This is a genomic window from Saccharothrix longispora (genome assembly GCF_031455225.1).
GTDB lineage: Bacteria > Actinomycetota > Actinomycetes > Mycobacteriales > Pseudonocardiaceae > Actinosynnema > Actinosynnema longispora.
The window spans coordinates 5592678-5608645 of record NZ_JAVDSG010000001.1; the positions used below are offsets into that span (position 1 = coordinate 5592678).

16 protein-coding genes are annotated in these 15968 nt (G+C 73.7%); 7 read left to right on the top strand and 9 right to left on the bottom strand.

Going from position 1 to position 15968, the window contains the following annotated elements; translation table 11 throughout:
- Positions 1-46 precede the first annotated feature (46 nt).
- Together J2S66_RS23295 and J2S66_RS23300 are read left to right on the top strand one after the other, a co-directional pair.
- Positions 47-1030, top strand: coding sequence for a LacI family DNA-binding transcriptional regulator (locus tag J2S66_RS23295; protein WP_310315019.1), 984 nt, complete (start codon positions 47-49; stop codon positions 1028-1030).
- Positions 1027-2034, top strand: coding sequence for a class I mannose-6-phosphate isomerase (locus J2S66_RS23300; RefSeq protein WP_310309367.1), 1008 nt, complete (start codon positions 1027-1029; stop codon positions 2032-2034). Before J2S66_RS23295 ends, J2S66_RS23300 begins: the two co-directional genes overlap by 4 nt.
- A 27-nt stretch (positions 2035-2061) precedes the next feature.
- Here the strand turns inward: J2S66_RS23300 and J2S66_RS23305 are convergent, their stop codons facing one another.
- Both J2S66_RS23305 and J2S66_RS23310 read right to left on the bottom strand, forming a co-directional pair.
- Positions 2062-2688, bottom strand: a complete 627-nt coding sequence (locus J2S66_RS23305; RefSeq protein ID WP_310309368.1) for a class I SAM-dependent methyltransferase — start codon at positions 2686-2688, stop codon at positions 2062-2064.
- 11 nt (positions 2689-2699) lie between these two features.
- A complete protein-coding gene (locus J2S66_RS23310; protein WP_310309369.1) occupies positions 2700-3650 on the bottom strand; it encodes a hypothetical protein in 951 nt (316 codons plus the stop codon).
- Positions 3651-3826: 176 nt separating this feature from the next.
- Here J2S66_RS23310 and J2S66_RS23315 point away from each other — a divergent pair, with 176 nt between their 5' ends.
- Positions 3827-5371: an alpha/beta fold hydrolase gene (locus J2S66_RS23315; protein ID WP_310309371.1), complete on the top strand. Its 1545-nt coding sequence runs from the start codon at positions 3827-3829 to the stop codon at positions 5369-5371.
- On the opposite strand, the gene J2S66_RS23320 is transcribed toward J2S66_RS23315, so the two are convergent.
- The 5 genes from J2S66_RS23320 to J2S66_RS23340 all read right to left on the bottom strand — a co-directional run bounded on the left by J2S66_RS23320 (position 5359) and on the right by J2S66_RS23340 (position 10496).
- A complete protein-coding gene (locus J2S66_RS23320) occupies positions 5359-6033 on the bottom strand; it encodes a response regulator (RefSeq protein ID WP_310309373.1) in 675 nt (224 codons plus the stop codon). The two genes, J2S66_RS23315 and J2S66_RS23320, sit on opposite strands and share 13 nt — an antisense overlap.
- A gap of 23 nt (positions 6034-6056) precedes the next feature.
- Complete coding sequence (locus tag J2S66_RS23325; protein ID WP_310309374.1) at positions 6057-7628, bottom strand: sensor histidine kinase; 1572 nt, start codon at positions 7626-7628, stop codon at positions 6057-6059.
- A 75-nt stretch (positions 7629-7703) separates the two neighbouring features.
- Positions 7704-8102, bottom strand: coding sequence for a pyridoxamine 5'-phosphate oxidase family protein (locus J2S66_RS23330; protein WP_310309375.1), 399 nt, complete (start codon positions 8100-8102; stop codon positions 7704-7706).
- 213 nt (positions 8103-8315) lie between these two features.
- Positions 8316-9281 (bottom strand): methylmalonyl Co-A mutase-associated GTPase MeaB, encoded by a 966-nt coding sequence (meaB, locus tag J2S66_RS23335; RefSeq protein ID WP_310309376.1) that lies wholly within the window; start codon positions 9279-9281, stop codon positions 8316-8318.
- A 27-nt stretch (positions 9282-9308) separates the two neighbouring features.
- The gene (locus J2S66_RS23340) at positions 9309-10496 is read right to left on the bottom strand and encodes an acetyl-CoA C-acetyltransferase (protein WP_310309378.1); all 1188 of its coding nucleotides are present in this window, start codon (positions 10494-10496) and stop codon (positions 9309-9311) included.
- A gap of 123 nt (positions 10497-10619) precedes the next feature.
- Here J2S66_RS23340 and mce point away from each other — a divergent pair, with 123 nt between their 5' ends.
- From mce to J2S66_RS23355, 3 genes are all read left to right on the top strand, one after another.
- Positions 10620-11063, top strand: coding sequence for a methylmalonyl-CoA epimerase (gene mce, locus J2S66_RS23345; protein WP_310309380.1), 444 nt, complete (start codon positions 10620-10622; stop codon positions 11061-11063).
- A 178-nt stretch (positions 11064-11241) separates the two neighbouring features.
- Positions 11242-12555, top strand: coding sequence for a crotonyl-CoA carboxylase/reductase (ccrA, locus tag J2S66_RS23350; protein ID WP_310309381.1), 1314 nt, complete (start codon positions 11242-11244; stop codon positions 12553-12555).
- A 69-nt stretch (positions 12556-12624) separates the two neighbouring features.
- Complete coding sequence (locus tag J2S66_RS23355) at positions 12625-13860, top strand: chromosome segregation protein (protein ID WP_310309382.1); 1236 nt, start codon at positions 12625-12627, stop codon at positions 13858-13860.
- A 53-nt stretch (positions 13861-13913) separates the two neighbouring features.
- Here the strand turns inward: J2S66_RS23355 and J2S66_RS23360 are convergent, their stop codons facing one another.
- On the bottom strand, positions 13914-14624 hold the full coding sequence (locus J2S66_RS23360; protein WP_310309384.1) for an alpha/beta fold hydrolase: 711 nt from the start codon (positions 14622-14624) through the stop codon (positions 13914-13916).
- Between the two features lie 38 nt (positions 14625-14662).
- Here J2S66_RS23360 and J2S66_RS23365 point away from each other — a divergent pair, with 38 nt between their 5' ends.
- Positions 14663-15193, top strand: a complete 531-nt coding sequence (locus J2S66_RS23365; RefSeq protein WP_310309385.1) for a GNAT family N-acetyltransferase — start codon at positions 14663-14665, stop codon at positions 15191-15193.
- On the opposite strand, the gene J2S66_RS23370 is transcribed toward J2S66_RS23365, so the two are convergent.
- Positions 15169-15924 carry an alpha/beta hydrolase gene (locus J2S66_RS23370; protein WP_310309386.1) on the bottom strand — a complete coding sequence of 252 codons (756 nt, stop codon included), beginning with the start codon at positions 15922-15924 and terminating at the stop codon, positions 15169-15171. The genes J2S66_RS23365 and J2S66_RS23370 overlap by 25 nt on opposite strands.
- Positions 15925-15968 lie beyond the last annotated feature (44 nt).

Here is a 15968-nt window from a genome sequence, read left to right on the forward strand (position 1 = left end):
GTCCCCGAACGGCGCGGCCGGCGCCCGCAAGGTGCGGCGCGCCACGATGAACGACGTGGCACGGCTGGCGGGCGTCAGCATCAAGACCGTGTCGCGCGTGGTGAACGACGAGGCGGGCGTGCACCCGGCGACCGCCGAACGGGTGCTCGCGGCGATCGACCAGCTGGGCTTCCGGCGCAACCTCAGCGCGCGCAACCTCCGCCGCGGTTCGTCGACGGGCACCATCGGCCTGGTGCTGGAGGACGTGGGCAACCCGTTCTACTCCGGCGTCACGCGGGCGGTCGAGGAGATCTCGCGCCTGCGCGGCAGGCAGGTGATCACCGGTTCGTCGGACGAGGACCCGTCGCGGGAGCGGGAGCTGGCGCTGGAGTTCTGCTCGCGCCGCGTCGACGGGCTGCTGATCGTGCCGGCCGGGTTGCAGCACGGGTACCTGGTGCCCGAGATGCGCGCGGGCACGCCGGTGGTGTTCCTGGACCGGCCCGCGGGCGACGTCGTGGCGGACACCGTGCTGGTGGACAACATCGGCGGCACGGTCGAGGCGGTCGCGCACCTGGCGTCGTTCGGACACCGCAGGATCGCGTTCCTGGGCGACGCGCCGGACATCTTCACCGCCAACGAGCGGCTGCGCGGCTACCGCGAGGGCTGCGTGCGCGCGGGTATCGGCTACCACGAGTCGATGGTGGTCATGGGGCCGCACGACGAGCACTCGGTGCGCGCGGCGCTGGCCGGCCTGCGGGACCTGGCCGACCCGGCGACCGCCGTGGTGACCGGCAACAACCGGATCACCGTGCACGCGCTGCGCGCCCTCGCGGGTTCCGACTCGCGCCCGGCCCTCGTGGGCTTCGACGACTTCGAGCTGGCCGACCTGCTGTCCCCGCCGGTGACCGTGATCGCGCACGACGCGAGCGCGCTCGGCAAGGCGGCGGCCGATCTGCTCTACGCCCGGCTGGACGGCGACGGCACCCCACCGCGCCGCGTCGTCCTGCCGGTGCGCTTGGTGGCCCGTGGATCAGGAGAGGTACCCGTATGAGCTCCGACACCCAGCCCGTCCCGCTGGCGGCGAACCAGCCGCGCCAGTTCTACCGGGGCGGGGCGGCCATCGCGGCGTTGCGGAACGACGTCGGGGCCGGTGGCGGCCCCGAGGACTGGGTCGCCTCGACGACCACCCGGTTCGGCAAGGACGAGGCCGGTCTGTCCCGGCTGCCCGACGGGCGGTGGCTGCGCGACGCCGTGGCCGCGGACCCGGTGACGTGGCTCGGCGCGGAGCACGCGGCCGAGTTCGGCGGTGACACCGCGCTGCTGGTGAAGCTGCTCGACGCCGGGCAGCGGCTGCCGGTGCACTGCCACCCGTCGAACGCCTTCGCCGAGCAGCACTTCGGTTGCCGGCACGGCAAGACCGAGGGGTGGATCGTGGTCGGCACCACCGGCCCGGAGCCGACCGTCTACATCGGATTCCGCGAGGACGTGCCCGCGGACGTGGTGGCGCGGTGGGTGGCCGAGCAGGACCCGGCGATGCTCGACGCGCTCAACCCGGTGGCGGTCTCCCCCGGCGACACGGTGTTCGTGCCCGCGGGCGTGCCGCACGCCATCGGCGAGGGCGTGTTCATCGTGGAGCTGCAGCAGCCCACGGACTTCTCGATCACCCTGGAGTGGGACGGCTTCCTCGCCGACGCCGAGGCCGGCCACCTGGGCCTGGGCTACGACAAGGCGCTGGACTGCGTGGAGCGCCGCGCGCAGTCCGTCGACGACCTGGTGCTGCGCACGCGCGCCGAGACCGGTCCGTCGGTGCCGCTGCTGGGCACGCGGGCCGACCCGTTCTTCCGCGCCGACCGGCTGCACGTGTCGGGCACGGCGGCGATGGAGCCCTCGTTCGGCGTGCTGGTGGTGCTGGAGGGCGCCGGCACGGTGGGTCCCGTCGCGGTGCACCGGGGCAGCACGCTGGTCGTGCCGCACGCGGCGGGCGAGGTCGTGGTGACCGGCGACGTGGTCGCCGTCCGGTGCAGGCCGCCACTGGTGTCGAGCCTCGGGAGCTGAGCGCCCGGGACCCGGCCACCGAGGCGGTCACGCCGCGCGTGCCAGGAGGCGGCCCTGCGGGAACCGCTCCCCCTCGCACGGCTCGCGCAGCACCCGGCCGACCTCGGCGAACCCGGCGTCGCGCGCCAGCGCCGCGAGGTCGTCGACCGGCCAGCGGTAGGCCGTCACCACCTTGTGGTCGAACGCCGCCACCGGCCCTCCCCCGGCCTCGAAGAAGCCGAGCAGCAGGTGGCCGCCGGGGACGAGCACCCGGCGGAACTCGGCGAAGCACGCGGGCAGGTCGGCCGGCGGGACGTGGATGACCGAGTACCAGGACAGGACGCCGTGCAGCGAGCCGTCCGGCAGGTCCAGGGCGTCCAGGGAGCCGACCTCGAACCTCAGGTCCGGGTACGCCGCGCGGGCGAGGTCGACCATCACGGGCGACAGGTCGACGCCGAACGCGTCCAGCCCGAGGTCGCGCAGGTGCGCGGTCACCCTCCCGGGACCGCAGCCGACCTCGGCGACGGGGCCGGCGGCCCGCACGTGGTCGGCGAACGCGGCGAGCACCGCGCGGTCCAGCGGGACGCTGTCGAGGTCGTGGCGGGGCAGCTCGGCGTAGCGGACGGCGACGGCGTCGTAGGCGTCCGCCGTCGCGCGGAGGTCGGGTCGGGTCACGGCCGAAGACCCTAGAGGTACTTGTTGGCCAGCTCCGTGTACTCCTTCTCCAGGTCGTCGGCCAGGTACGCCACGTAGGCCCACGGCACGTCGTGCACGTGGTCGCGCATGCCGAGCAGGTGGCGCTTCGCGCGCGGCGCGTCGTCGGCCAGGGCGAAGGCCGCGGCGAACAGGTTGTGCGCCTGGAGGGCACGCGGGTGCGGCTTGGCCTGGACCGCCTCCCACCGGTCGGCGGCGGTGGCGATCTCCTCCCGGTGCCGGCTGAAGTAGCGCAGCTTCAGGGTGGCGATCTTCAGCGCCGCCCGGGACTGCACGGCGTCCTCGAACTGCTCCAGGAAGATCTCGAAGTGGGCGAGCGGCAGCATGGCCACGACCGGGTCGCCGGGCGGTGCGGCGTCCACGCTGCCCTGGGCGAACGCCATCATCTCCTCGGCCGAGCCGCCCCACTTGGCGGCCAGGATCTGCAACCGCGTCCAGTGCGCCGGGTAGAGGGTGGGGCAGCGCGCGGCGATCTCGCGCCACACCTCGTCCTTCTGGTCGCGGTCGACCTGGAGGCCCAGGCCCGCGGTCTGGAGCTGCGCCCACGGCACGGCGTCCCGCGGCAGGAGCTTCGCGGCCTCGTGCAGCGGGCCGACGGCCTTGCGCAGCGTGCCGAAGAAGACCTTGAACCGGTCCTTGCCGACGGTGTCCGCGCGGCCCGAGCCGCGGATCGCCCACGCCTCCCGGATGAACGCGGTGCCCGCCAGCAGCCACAGGTCGGGGTCGGTGTTGCCCTTGGCCAGCTCCAGCAGCTCGTCGGCGTGCCCGATGGCGTGCTCGCCGAGCACCTCGGCCCGCAGCGCCCGCACCTCCGGGTCGTCCCGGCACTCCGCGAGGACCGTGGTGGCCGCGCGCAGGTGGCCCGCGTCCATCTCCTCCGCCGCGATGTCCAGGATCGCGTCGTCGTACGTGTGGTCCCGCACCACCTCGCGGGCGACCGCGGCAGGCCGCTTCCTCCGGAAAATCCCCACTCCCGCGACCTTACTTTCCTCCGAGCCCGAGTGGCCTAAGTCTTTCGTAGAGCCGAACAGGGCCTTTCTGCGCTTGTCCTCCACCCTACGCACGCGGTGGGGTGGGGGCCTCGACCGGAGGGGGACCGATGAGGAGAGAACTGGCCGCGGCCGTGTCCGCCGCGTTACTCACGGTGGTTGCACCGGCACCGGCACCGGCACTGGCGCAGGCACAGGACCGGGCGCCGGAACGGGTGCCCGCCACCCCGTACGAGAGCCAGGCCGTCACGTGGGCGCCGTGCGCCGACATCCCGGGCCTGGAGTGCGCGACGTTCCGCGCGCCGCAGGACTGGCGCACGCCGGGCGACGGCAGGGCCATCACCGTCGCGATCAGCCGGCTGACGCCGTCCGGGCAGGTCAAGGGCACCGTGCTCACCAACCCGGGCGGTCCCGGCGCGCCCGGCCGCACCCTGCCGCTGCTCTTCGCGGACCGGACCAGGCTCGCGGGCAGCATGGAGGTCATCGGCATCGACGTGCGCGGCACGGGGGCGAGCACCAACGTCACCTGCGGCGGCTTCGACTTCTCGACGATCACCGACCCGCGCGACCGGAGCCGGGCCAACACAGACCTCCTCTACGACGCCGCGGAACTCCAGGCGACGGCGTGCCAGGTGCGGTCCGGTGCGTTCGGGAAGGTCGTGAACACCGAGCAGACCGTCCGCGACCTCGACCTGCTGCGTCACCTGCTGGGCCGCGACGAGGTCAGCTGGATCGGCTACTCCGGCGGCACGTGGCTGGGGGCCTACTACGCGACGTACTTCCCGGAGCGCGTCGACAAGTTCGTGCTGGACTCGAACACCGACTTCACCAGCACGTTCCAGGACGTCTTCGACAACTTCGGCCACGGCTTCGAGCGCCGGTTCCGGGTGGACTTCCTGCCGTGGGTCGCCGAGTACGACGCCCTGTACCACCTGGGCACGACCGCCGAGCAGGTCCGCCGGTCCTACGAGCGGACCCGGGCCGCGCTCAACGCGGACCCGGTCACGCTGCCCGACGGCACCCTGCTGGACGGGGTCCTGCTCGACTTCGTCCTCGTCCAGGGGCAGTACAGCAAGCAGCTGTTCCCGGACACCGCGGCCGTCCTGTCCGAGCTGTCGGGGGGTTCCGGGACCGCGGCGTCGGTCCGGCTCCCCGCCGCCCTGGCGCGCTACCCGGACGCGGCGACCGGCACGCTGTTCGCCATCACCTGCAACGACACGCCGTTCCGGCACGACCGGACCACCCTGGCGCGCGAGGCCGAGCGCCTCGGCGCGCGGTACCCGCTGATCGGCTACCACCAGCCGCTCGCGCCCTGCGCGACCTGGGACCGGCCCGCCCTGGAGCTGCGGAAGCCGACCGGCCGGGACCTGCCGCCGGTGCTCATGGTGCAGTCGGTGCGCGACCCGGCCACCCCGCTGGAGGGGGCGCGGGCCGCGCACCGGAAGTTCGCGAACTCCCGGCTGCTGACCGTGACCGACGAGGGTGACCACGGCATCTACGCCTTCGGCAACGCGTGCGTGGACGACGTCGTGGAGTCGTTCGTCGTGGACGGCGTGGTGCCCCCGGTCGACTCGACGTGCCCCGGCACGCCGCTGCCCGACCCGACCGCGCCCGCCGGCCAGCGGGAACGACCGCTCGTCGGCTACCCGCTGTAGCCGTTGGGGTGACCGGTCGCGCCGCCCGCCTGCCGACGGCGGGCGGCGTACACCCCGGCCTCGGTGCGCCGGTCGAAGCCCAGCTTGTGCAGCAGCGAGGAGACGTAGTTCTTGACCGTCTTCTCCGCCAGGTACAGCCGGCTCGCGATCTGCCGGTTCGTCAGGCCCTCGGCGATCAGGTCGAGGATGCGCCGCTCCTGCGGGCTCAGCGCCGCGTAGCGCGGGTCCTCGACCGGTCCGCCGCGCAGGCGCTGGAGCACGGTCGCGGTGACGCCCGAGTGCAGCAGCGAACCGCCGGCGGCCAGCGTGCGGATGGCGGACACCAGGTCGTTGCCCGACACCTGCTTGAGCATGTACCCGGCCGCGCCCGCCATGATCGCCCCGAACAGCGCCTCGTCGTCGGAGTACGAGGTCAGCATGAGGCACGCGGGCGGCGGCTGGACGGTCGAGCGGATCTCGCGGCACACCGTGACGCCGTCGCCGTCGGGCAGCCGCACGTCGATCACGGCCACGTCCGGCCGGTGCAGCGCGGCGGCGGACACGGCCGCCGCGGCGCTCTCCGCCTCACCCACGACCTCGATGTCCGGTTCCACGTCGAGCAGTTGGTGGAGCCCCCTGCGGACGATCTCGTGGTCGTCGACGAGCAGCACCGAGATGGACAACTCTTCCCTCCCTCTTGACCGCGTCACGCCGTGATCAGCGGCACGGACCACGTCACCGTCACCCCGCGGCCCCCCGGCGAGTCGACCTCGCAGGAACCGTCCCACCTCCTGGCCCGCGCCGCCATGTTGACCAGACCACCGGTGTGCCGCGCCCGGCCCCGGGGCAGGCCGTCGCCGTCGTCGCGCACGACGAGCCGCAACCACGTCGCCGCGCGGTCCACCGACAGCTCGACCTGGACCTTCTTCGCCGACGCGTGCCGCGCCGCGTTCGCCAGCGCCTCGCGCAGCGTGGCGAGCAGGTCGGGGCGCACGTGGTCGGGCACGACCGAGTCGACGGGGCCGTCCAGCGCGAGCGCGGGCTCGAAGCCGAGCAGCCGGGTCGAGTCCTGCACGACCCGGCGCAGCTGGACGCGCAGGTCGGAGTCGCCCGCGGGCGACTCCTGCAACGAGAAGATGGTGCGCCGGATCTCCCGGATCGTCTGGTCGACCTCGGTGACGAAGTCCTGCAACCGCTGCGCCACCAGGGGCTGCTCGACCAGGCCGTTGAGGCCCTGCAACCCCAGGCCCAGGCCGAACAGGCGCTGCACGACGAGGTCGTGCAGGTCGCGGGCGATGCGGTCGCGGTCCTCCAGCACCGCCAGCCGCCGCCCCGCGCCGGTGGCCCGGGTGAACTCCAGGATCAGCGCGGCCTGCCGGGCGAACGACTCGACCAGCTCCACGTCCGGCGCGTCGAACCCCACCTGGTCGCGGGCCCGCGCCACGAGCAGCACGCCGAGCACCCGATCACCGGCCGCCAGCGGCACGACGACCACCGGCCCCACCCGGTCCGGCGTGCCGGGCAGCCCGTCGAGCACCTTCGCGCGGCCGGTCCCGAACACCTCGCGGGCCGGGCCGCCCTCGTCGGACACGTCGAACCCGCGCAGCTCGCCGTCCATCACCCGCACGACCAGCTCGCCCTGCGGGTCGGGCAGCGCCAGCGCGGCGGTCAGCCCGTCGGCGGCGAGCCGGGCGCGCACCGCGACCAGCCGCAGCGCATCCCGGTCCGGGGTGCCGGTGAGCAGGGCGTTCGTCACCTCGTTGGACGCCCGCAGCCACACCTCGCGCTGCCGGGACTGCTCGTAGAGCCGGGCGTTCTCGATCGCGATGCCCGCCGCCGCGGCCACCGCCACCACCACCTCCCGGTCGGCGCGGGTGAAGTCGGCGCCGTCCTCCTTGTCGGTGAGGTACAGGTTGCCGAACACCTCACCCCGCACGTGCACGGGCACGCCGAGGAAACCGGGCGCGGACGGGTCGAACGCGGTGCCGCCCGTGTGCGGCCCGGCGGGGTGGTGCCCCTCGCCGTGGGTGAACTCCAGCAGCCGCCGGTTGGGGCCGACGACGGCCAGCGCGCCGTAGCGGGCGCCGACGAGGCTGCACGACGACTCGACGATGCGGCGCAGCACGTCCGGCAGCGACAGGTCGCTGGCCAGCGACACGACCGCGGCGAGCAGCCGGTGCAGCCGCTCCTGCGACACGACCGCCTCGGCCGTGCGGTCGGTCAGCTGCCGGAGCAGGCCGTCCAAGCGCACCGCGTTGGCGTCGGGGGAACCGGGCACCGTGGAACCGCCCTCGGGCTGTGGGGGCTGCGCTGACGACCGCGCGCGGGGGGCCACCGAGAGTAGCGCTTTCCGCTACGGGATGCGACGACCCGTGAGCACTTCCAGGTCCACGACCAGGTAGTGATCGGGTCTGCCGTGGCGGCGGGCGGCCAGGGGCAGTTCGCGCAGGCGCGCCAGGTCCGCTTCGTCGACGACCTCGGTGACGTGCCCGACCACCATCACCGACCAGCCCTTGGACAGGTCGTGGGCGATGTCGTCGATCTGGAACGCGACGATCGTGTCGCGCGCGACCAGCGTGGAACTGCCCTCGGGAACGCGGAGCACGACGGTCTCGCCGTCGACGACGTACGGCACGGGGTGGACGACCGGCAGGGCGCGGTCGGTGTAGACGAGCCGCCCGATGACGGCCGTCCGCAGCAGCTGCATGCACTCCTCGCGGGAGAGGAGCTGAAGTCCAGCGGCGTCGTACATCGCACCCTCTTCATCCCCCGGTTGCCGGCCCGAATCCTCCTGCCCCGTGATCGTCCCGCCTAGAGGCGGAAGTCCCCCCTTGCCTCCCCCACCCGGACGGGCGATCCCCAGTCCACCCGGCGAGTCCAACCCCCAGGACTCTCGGGCCTCGAATGTCGGACTCTCGCGACCTGGGGGTTGGACTCGCCGGGTGGACTGGGGCGGGAGGGGGCGCTACGCCCCCACTCCCTCGACGAGCCGGTCGGCGGCGGCGTAGGGGTCCAGCTCACCCGCCACGACGCTCTCGGCCAGGGTTTCCAGGTCCGCGCCGCCGCGCAGCCCGCCGAAGCGCGACCGCAGCCGCTCCACGGCGATGGCCTCGACCTCCCGCGCCGCGCGCACCACGCGCCGCCGGGCCAGCTCACCTCGTTCGACCAGCCACGCGTGGTGGGCGTCGACGGCGTCCACGACGTCGTGCACGCCCTCGCCGCGCGAGGCCACCGCCTTCACCACGGGTGGCCGCCACAGACCGCCCTCGCGCTCCCGGCGCCCCAGGGAGATCGCGTGCTTGAGGTCGCGGGCGGTCTGGTCGGCGCCGTCGCGGTCGGCCTTGTTCACCACGAACACGTCGGCGATCTCCAGCACGCCCGCCTTCGCGGCCTGGATGCCGTCGCCCATGCCGGGCGCGAGGAGCACGACCGCGGTGTCGGCCAGCGACACCACCTCGACCTCGGACTGCCCGACGCCGACGGTCTCCACGAGCACCACGTCGCAGCCCGCCGCGTCGAGCACGCGCAACGCCTGCGGCGTGGCCCAGGACAGGCCGCCGAGGTGGCCGCGGGTGGCCATGGACCGGATGAACACGCCGGGGTCGGTGGTGTGCTCCCCCATCCGCACCCGGTCGCCGAGCAGCGCGCCGCCGGAGAACGGCGACGACGGGTCGACGGCCAGCACCCCGACCCGTTCGCCGCGTTCCCGGTACGCCTTGACCAGCGCGGACGTGCAGGTGGACTTGCCGACGCCGGGTGCGCCGGTCAGCCCGACGACCCGCGCGTTCCCGCAGTGCGGCGCCAGCGCGGCGGCCACGTCGCGCAGCTCCGGGCCGGCGTCCTCCACGAGCGAGATGAGCCTGGCGACCGCGCGCGGTTGTCCTTCGCGCGCGCGGTCGACCAGTCCTGCCACGTCAACGGTGCGGGCCACGCCGCTGGACCTCCCGCCCGGCCCCGGTCAGGCCTTGGGCACGCGCACGATCAGCGCGTCGCCCTGCCCGCCGCCGCCGCACAGCGCCGCCGCGCCCACGCCGCCGCCGCGGCGCTTCAGCTCCAGCGCGAGGTGCAGCGCGATGCGGGCGCCGGACATGCCGATCGGGTGGCCCAGCGCGATCGCGCCGCCGTTGACGTTGACCTTGTCCTCGGTCAGGCCGAGTTCGCGCATGGAGACGATGCCGACCGCGGCGAACGCCTCGTTGATCTCGACCAGGTCCAGGTCGGCCGGGTCGATGCCCTCCTTGGCGCACGCGGCCCTGATCGCGTTCGACGGCTGCTGGTGCAGGCTCGCGTCCGGGCCGGCCACCACGCCGTGCGCGCCGATCTCGGCGAGCCAGGTCAGGCCCAGCTCCTCTGCCTTGGCCTTGCTCATCACGACCACGGCCGCCGCGCCGTCGGAGATCTGCGACGCCGAGCCCGCCGTGATGGTGCCGTCGGGGGCGAACGCCGGGCGCAGCTTGGCCAGCGTCTCCGCCGTGGTGTCGCCGCGCACGCCCTCGTCCTTGGCGAACACGACCGGGTCGCCCTTGCGCTGCGGGATGGAGACGGGGGCGATCTCCTCGTCGAACACGCCGTTCCCGGCGGCCTTCGCGGCCAGCCGGTGCGAGCGGGCGGAGAACGCGTCCTGCTCCTCGCGGGTCAGGTCGTGGCGCGCGTTGAACTTCTCCGTGGACATGCCCATCGCGACCTGGTCGAAGGCGCAGAACAGGCCGTCGTGGGACATGTGGTCGAGCATGGTGACGTCACCGAACTTGAACCCGCCGCGCGACTTCTGCAGCAGGTGCGGCGCCTGGGTCATGGACTCCTGACCGCCCGCGACGACGATGTCGAACTCACCCGCGCGGATCAGCTGGTCGGCCAGCGCGATGGCGTCGATGCCGGACAGGCAGACCTTGTTGACGGTCAGCGCGGGCACGGTCATCGGGATGCCGGCGTTCACCGCCGCCTGGCGCGCCGGGATCTGCCCCGCGCCGGCGGTCAGCACCTGCCCCATGATCACGTACTGGACCTGCTCGGGCGCGACCCCCGCCCGCTCCAGCGCTGCCTTGATCGCGACGCCGCCGAGCTGGGCGCCGGAGAAGTCCTTCAACGATCCGAGCAGTCGCCCCATCGGGGTACGGGCCCCGGCGACGATGACGGAACCGGACACAGCAGCCTCCACAGCGGGTGTAAGCGGTTGTTAACACGCCACGATACCCAGGGTTACCGAAGAGTAGCCTTGTGAGACGCCGCACAGCGGGACCTGCACCGATTCGGGCGTTATGTTCGCGGCATGGAAGAACTCCGCGGCTTCGTCACCGCCATCGACCACGTGGGCATCGCCGTGCCCGACCTCGACACCGCGATCGCGTTCCACCGCGAGCACTTCGGCCTGGAGGTCGCGCACGAGGAGGTCAACGAGGAGCAGGGCGTGCGCGAGGCCATGCTGCGCGCCCCCGGCGACGACGGCGGCGGCACCGCCGTGCAGCTGCTCGCGCCGCTGACCCCCGAGTCGACGATCGCGAAGTTCATCGGCCGGTCCGGCCCCGGACTCCAGCAACTGGCCTACCGGGTGTCCGATGTGGACGCCGCGGCGGACGCGCTGCGCGCCCGGGGCCTGCGCCTGCTGTACGAGGGGGCGCGGCGCGGCACGTCCGACAGCCGGGTCAACTTCGTGCACCCCAAGGACGCGGGCGGCGTGCTCGTGGAGCTGGTCGAACCCGCCCCCGGTCACTGAACGGGCGGCGGTCCGACGCCCGCGACCCGTCGGGGGACGGCCGTTCGGCGGAAGCTTCAGTGCGGTGGCTCACAGCGTGTCTTCTGAATCGGTTACCCGTGGGTAACCTCCGGCAACCTGCGTGGACCTCTTGAGCGCCACGACATCTCGAAGCACCCCCGACCTGGGAGGGAACGCCGTGCAGAAGATCCTCGACGCGATCCTGGCCGACGAAACGGACGCGATCGGATCGCTCGACGTACCGGAGACCTACCGAGGTGTGACGGTGCACGCCGACGAGGCGGGCATGTTCGAGGGCCTCGCCACCAAGGACAAGGACCCGCGCCGGTCGCTGCACGTCGACGAGGTGCGCACGCCGGAACTGGGTCCGGGCGAGGCACTGGTGGCCGTGATGGCCAGCGCGATCAACTACAACACCGTGTGGACCTCGATCTTCGAGCCGGTGTCGACCTTCTCGTTCCTGAAGAAGTACGGCGGCCGCCACGACCAGCCGTTCCACGTCGTCGGCTCCGACCTGGCGGGCGTCGTGCTGCGCACCGGCCCGGGCGTCAACGCCTGGAAGCCCGGTGACCGGGTGGTCGCGCACTGCCTCGACGTGCAGCTGGAGCACCCGGACGGCCACGGCGACACCATGCTCGACCCGGAGCAGCGCATCTGGGGCTTCGAGACGAACTACGGCGGCCTCGCCGAGATCGCCCTGGTCAAGGCCAACCAGCTGATGCCGATGCCCGCCCACCTCACGTGGGAGGAGGCGGCGTCGCCCGGTCTGGTGAACTCCACCGCCTACCGGCAGCTCGTGTCGACGAACGGCGCGAACATGAAGCAGGGCGACACCGTCCTGATCTGGGGCGCCTCCGGCGGCCTCGGCTCCTACGCCACGCAGTTCGCGCTGAACGGCGGGGCGACCCCGGTGTGCGTCGTGTCGTCCCCGGAGAAGGCGGAGCTCTGCCGGCGGATGGGTGCCGAGCTGATCATCGACCGCAGCGCGGAGGGCTACCGGTTCTGGAAGGACGAGCACGAGCAGGACCCGCGCGAGTGGAAGCGGCTCGGCGCGAAGATCCGCGAGCTGACCGGCGGCGACGACCCGGACATCGTGTTCGAGCACCCCGGCCGGGAGACGTTCGGCGCGTCCGTCTACGTCGCCAAGCGCGGCGGGACCATCGTGACCTGCGCCTCGACCAGCGGCTTCCTGCACCAGTACGACAACCGCTACCTGTGGATGCACCTCAAGCGGATCATCGGCTCCCACTTCGCGAACTACCGCGAGGCGTGGGAGGCCAACCGGTTGGTCGCCAAGGGGAAGATCCACCCGACACTGTCCAAGGTGTACTCGTTGGAGGACACCGGGCAGGCCGCGCACGACGTGCACCGCAACACCCACCAGGGCAAGGTCGGCGTGCTGGCGCTGGCCCCCGAGGAGGGCCTGGGCGTCCGCGACCACGAGATGCGGGCGGCGCACCTGTCCGGGATCAACCGATTCCGGGGCGTCTAAAGCGAAACCACCCCCGGTGCGCGGCGCTCGGGTGACCGCCGCGCACCGGGAGCGGGTAGCGTGCACGGCATGGGCCTCGCCGACGACCGTGACCTTGTCCCCCTGGGCTCCGGCTTCGACATCGTCAAGCGCGGGTACGACCGCGCCCAGGTCGAGGACCACCTGGAACGACTGGACTCCGACCTGCGCCTGCTCGCGGCCGACCGCGACGCGGCGGTGTCGCAGACCAACGACCTCGCCCGCCAGTTGGAGGCGGCCCGTTCGGAGGTCGGCGAACTGCGCGGCCAGGTCGAGCGGTTGTCGCTGCCGCCGACCACGCTGGAGGGCCTGAGCGAGCGGTTGCAGCGGATGCTGCGCCTCGCCCAGGACGAGGCCAACGAGATCAAGGCGCGCGCCGAGGCCGAGGGCGGCCACATCCGCGCCAAGGCGGAGGCCGACGCGGCGGCCCTGCGCGCCCGGTACGAGAAGCTGATCGCGGACCAGGAGCAGCGCCGCGCCGCGATGGAGGCCGAGCACCGGGGCGTCCTGGAGAAGGCCCGCGCCGAGGCCGAGAAGATCGTGGGCGACGCCCGCGAGGCGGCGGCCGCGCTCGACGCGGAGTCGCTCCGGCGCCGGACCACGGTCGAGGAGGACTTCGAGATCGCGATGGCCGCGCGCCGGGTCGAGTCGATGAAGACCCTGGCCGAGACCGAGGCGGCGTCGAAGGGCGAGGCGGACCGGCGGGTGCGCGAGGCCTCCGAGGAGGCGGCCCGCGTGCGCGCCCAGGTCGCCCAGGAGCAGGCGGCGTCGACCGCCGAGGCGCAGCGGCTGGTGCGGGAGGCCACCGAGGAGGCCAACCGGCGCCGCCACGACTCGATCAGCGAGGCGACCGCGCGCGTCCAGGAGGCGACCGACGAGGCCAACCGCCGCGTCCGGGAGGCCACCGAGGAGTCGAACCGGCGCGTCACCCAGGCCACCCAGAAGGTCGAGGCGCTCCGCCAGCTGCGCAACCGGCTGTCGCAGCAGCTGCACTCGGTCCGCACCGCCCTGCACGACGTGACGCCGCTGCTGGACCCGCTGGAGGAGGAGAAGCCGCAGGCCGTGGCCCCGGCTCCCGCTCCGGTCGCCGCTGGTCCGGTCGCCGCTGGTCCGGTCGCCGCTGGTCCCGCGCCCGCTCCGGTGGCCGCCGCTCCGGTGGCCGCGGAAGAGCCGAAGCCCGCGGGTGGCGCGTCACCGGCCCCTGCGCCCGGCGCGAAGCCCGGCCCGGACGGCCCGACCCAGAAGATCGCCCGGCCGACCCCGAAGGCCCAGGCCGGCAAGCGCTAGCGGTCCGATCGCGCACGGCCCCGGTGGCGTCGTCACCGGGGCCGTGCGCGTCCTCACAGGTCGACGCGCTGCCGCCACGCCACCACGGCCGCCGCGAACGCCTCCGGGGCCTCCAGGGGCGTCAGGTGACCCGCGCCGGGCAGCTCCACGCAGTCCACCCGCCGCAGCACCGCCGCCATCTCGCGGGCGGTCGCGGGCGGCGTGAGCCGGTCGTGCTCCCCCACCAGCACCAGGGCCGGCACGTCGACCTCCGCGAGCAGCCCCGTCGAGTCCGGTCGCGCGGCCATGGCCCGCTGCGCCCACGCCACCTCGGCCGGGTCGCGGGCCAGCACCAGCTCCCGCACCCGCTCGACCACGGCGTCGTCCGGGTGGGGGCCGAGGAGCCCGGGGACCACCGCGTCGGGCACCCAGCCGACGCCCTCGGCCTCCACCCGCTCGGCCATCGCCAGCCGGTTCGCCCTGGCCTCGTCGGTGTCCGCGCCGGCCCGCGTGTCGGCCAGCACGAGCCCCGCGACCCGCTCGGGCGCGCGCCGCAGCAGGGCCATCGCCACGTAGCCGCCCATGGAGCAGCCGCCGACCACGGCGCGCTCGACGCCGAGCCGGTCCAGTTCGGCCAGCACGTCCTCCGCGATGACCACCAGATCGGGTGAACGGTCGCCGCCGCGTTGGTCGATCGTGACGGGTTTCAGCTGGTCACGCACCCCGTCCCACATCCGTGAGTCGAGCGGGAAGGCGTGCAGCAGCACCAGGGGGAGGGAATCCACACCCGGGATTGTCGGTGACCCCCGTTACCGTCGCGACCATGACCTCGAACCCGGAGCTGATCCGCACCGACCGCCTGCTGCTCAGGCGCGTCGGGCCGGGTGACGTGCGCTCCGCGATCGCCGTGCTGTCCGATCCGGGGACGAACCGCTTCAACCCGGCCGGCTCGCCGTCCGCGGAGCAGGCGGCGGCGATGCTGGTGGAGTGGCAGGCCCACTGGGCGCGCGACGGCATCGGGTACTGGGCGGTGGAGCTGCCGGAGACGGGGGAGGTCATCGGCTTCGGCGGGCTGCGCCACCACGAGCTGGACGGGGAACCGGCGCTCAACCTGTTCTACCGGTTCCGCCCCCGGCACTGGGGCCGGGGCTATGCACCCGAGATGGCACGCGCGGCCGTCGAGTGGGCGGGCCCCGCCAGGCCGGACCGTCCGGTGGTGATCATCACCGACCCCGACAACAAGCCCTCCCAGCGCGTCGCGGAGAAGCTGGGCTTCGCGCACGTGGGCGACAGCAGGACCGTCGAGGGGCCGGTGCTGGTCTGGCGGCGTCAGGAGGCCACGATGGTCACCTGACGCTGCTCGTGAGGGCCGGACCAGGTGCGCGGCAACGGCGTGGGCACCTCGGGCACGGCCGCGGCGACGATCGCGTCGAGCACCTCGTCGGCCTGCCCGACCATGAGGTGCCCGGCCCCGGGGAAGACGATCACGTCCGCGGTCGGGATGCCCGCGCCGAACCGCCGCCTGGCCCGTTCCGGTGGGAGGAAGGTGTCGTGCTCGGGCACCAGGCACACCACCGGCTTGTCCGAGCGCGCCCACACCCGCAGGTGTTCGGCCTCGCTCCACCGCAGCGGCGGGGAGATCAGCACCGCACCCTCGACGCGCGGGTCGCACCCGTGCATGAGGGTGAGGTCGGTGCCGAACGACCAGCCGACCAGCCACACGGAGGGCAGTCCGCGCTCGGCCGTGAACGCCAGTGCGGCGGCGACGTCCAGCCGCTCGCCCACGGCGTGGTCGAACGCGCCCTCGCTGCGCCCGGCCTCGCTGGCCGTCCCACGCGTGTTGAACCTCAGCACCGCGAGGTCGGCCAGGGCGGGCAGCCGCCACGCGGCCTTGCGCAGGAGGTGGGAGTCCATCATCCCGCCGCGCGTCGGCAGCGGGTGCAGGAGCACGAGCGTGGCGCGGGGGTCGCGCGCGGCGGGCAGGGACAGCTCGCCGACCAGTGACAGGCCGTCCTCGGTCCGCAGCGTCACCGCCTCGCGCCGGGCGGGCAGCACGGTGTTGGCCTTGATCGGCACCTCGTCCACGCCTGATCCCTCCTTCGCCGAGCCCGCGCTGATCCGCGCCGCAC

What these genes read in the sequence shown, in the direction of transcription:
- J2S66_RS23295 (WP_310315019.1), top strand. Translation starts at nt 47, where the DNA reads ATGAACGACGTGGCACGGCTGGCGGGCGTCAGCATCAAGACCGTGTCG.
- J2S66_RS23300 (WP_310309367.1), top strand. Translation starts at nt 1,027, where the DNA reads ATGAGCTCCGACACCCAGCCCGTCCCGCTGGCGGCGAACCAGCCGCGC.
- J2S66_RS23315 (WP_310309371.1), top strand. Translation starts at nt 3,827, where the DNA reads ATGAGGAGAGAACTGGCCGCGGCCGTGTCCGCCGCGTTACTCACGGTG.
- J2S66_RS23330 (WP_310309375.1), bottom strand. Translation starts at nt 8,102, where the DNA reads ATGTACGACGCCGCTGGACTTCAGCTCCTCTCCCGCGAGGAGTGCATG.
- mce (WP_310309380.1), top strand. Translation starts at nt 10,620, where the DNA reads ATGGAAGAACTCCGCGGCTTCGTCACCGCCATCGACCACGTGGGCATC.
- J2S66_RS23355 (WP_310309382.1), top strand. Translation starts at nt 12,625, where the DNA reads ATGGGCCTCGCCGACGACCGTGACCTTGTCCCCCTGGGCTCCGGCTTC.
- J2S66_RS23365 (WP_310309385.1), top strand. Translation starts at nt 14,663, where the DNA reads ATGACCTCGAACCCGGAGCTGATCCGCACCGACCGCCTGCTGCTCAGG.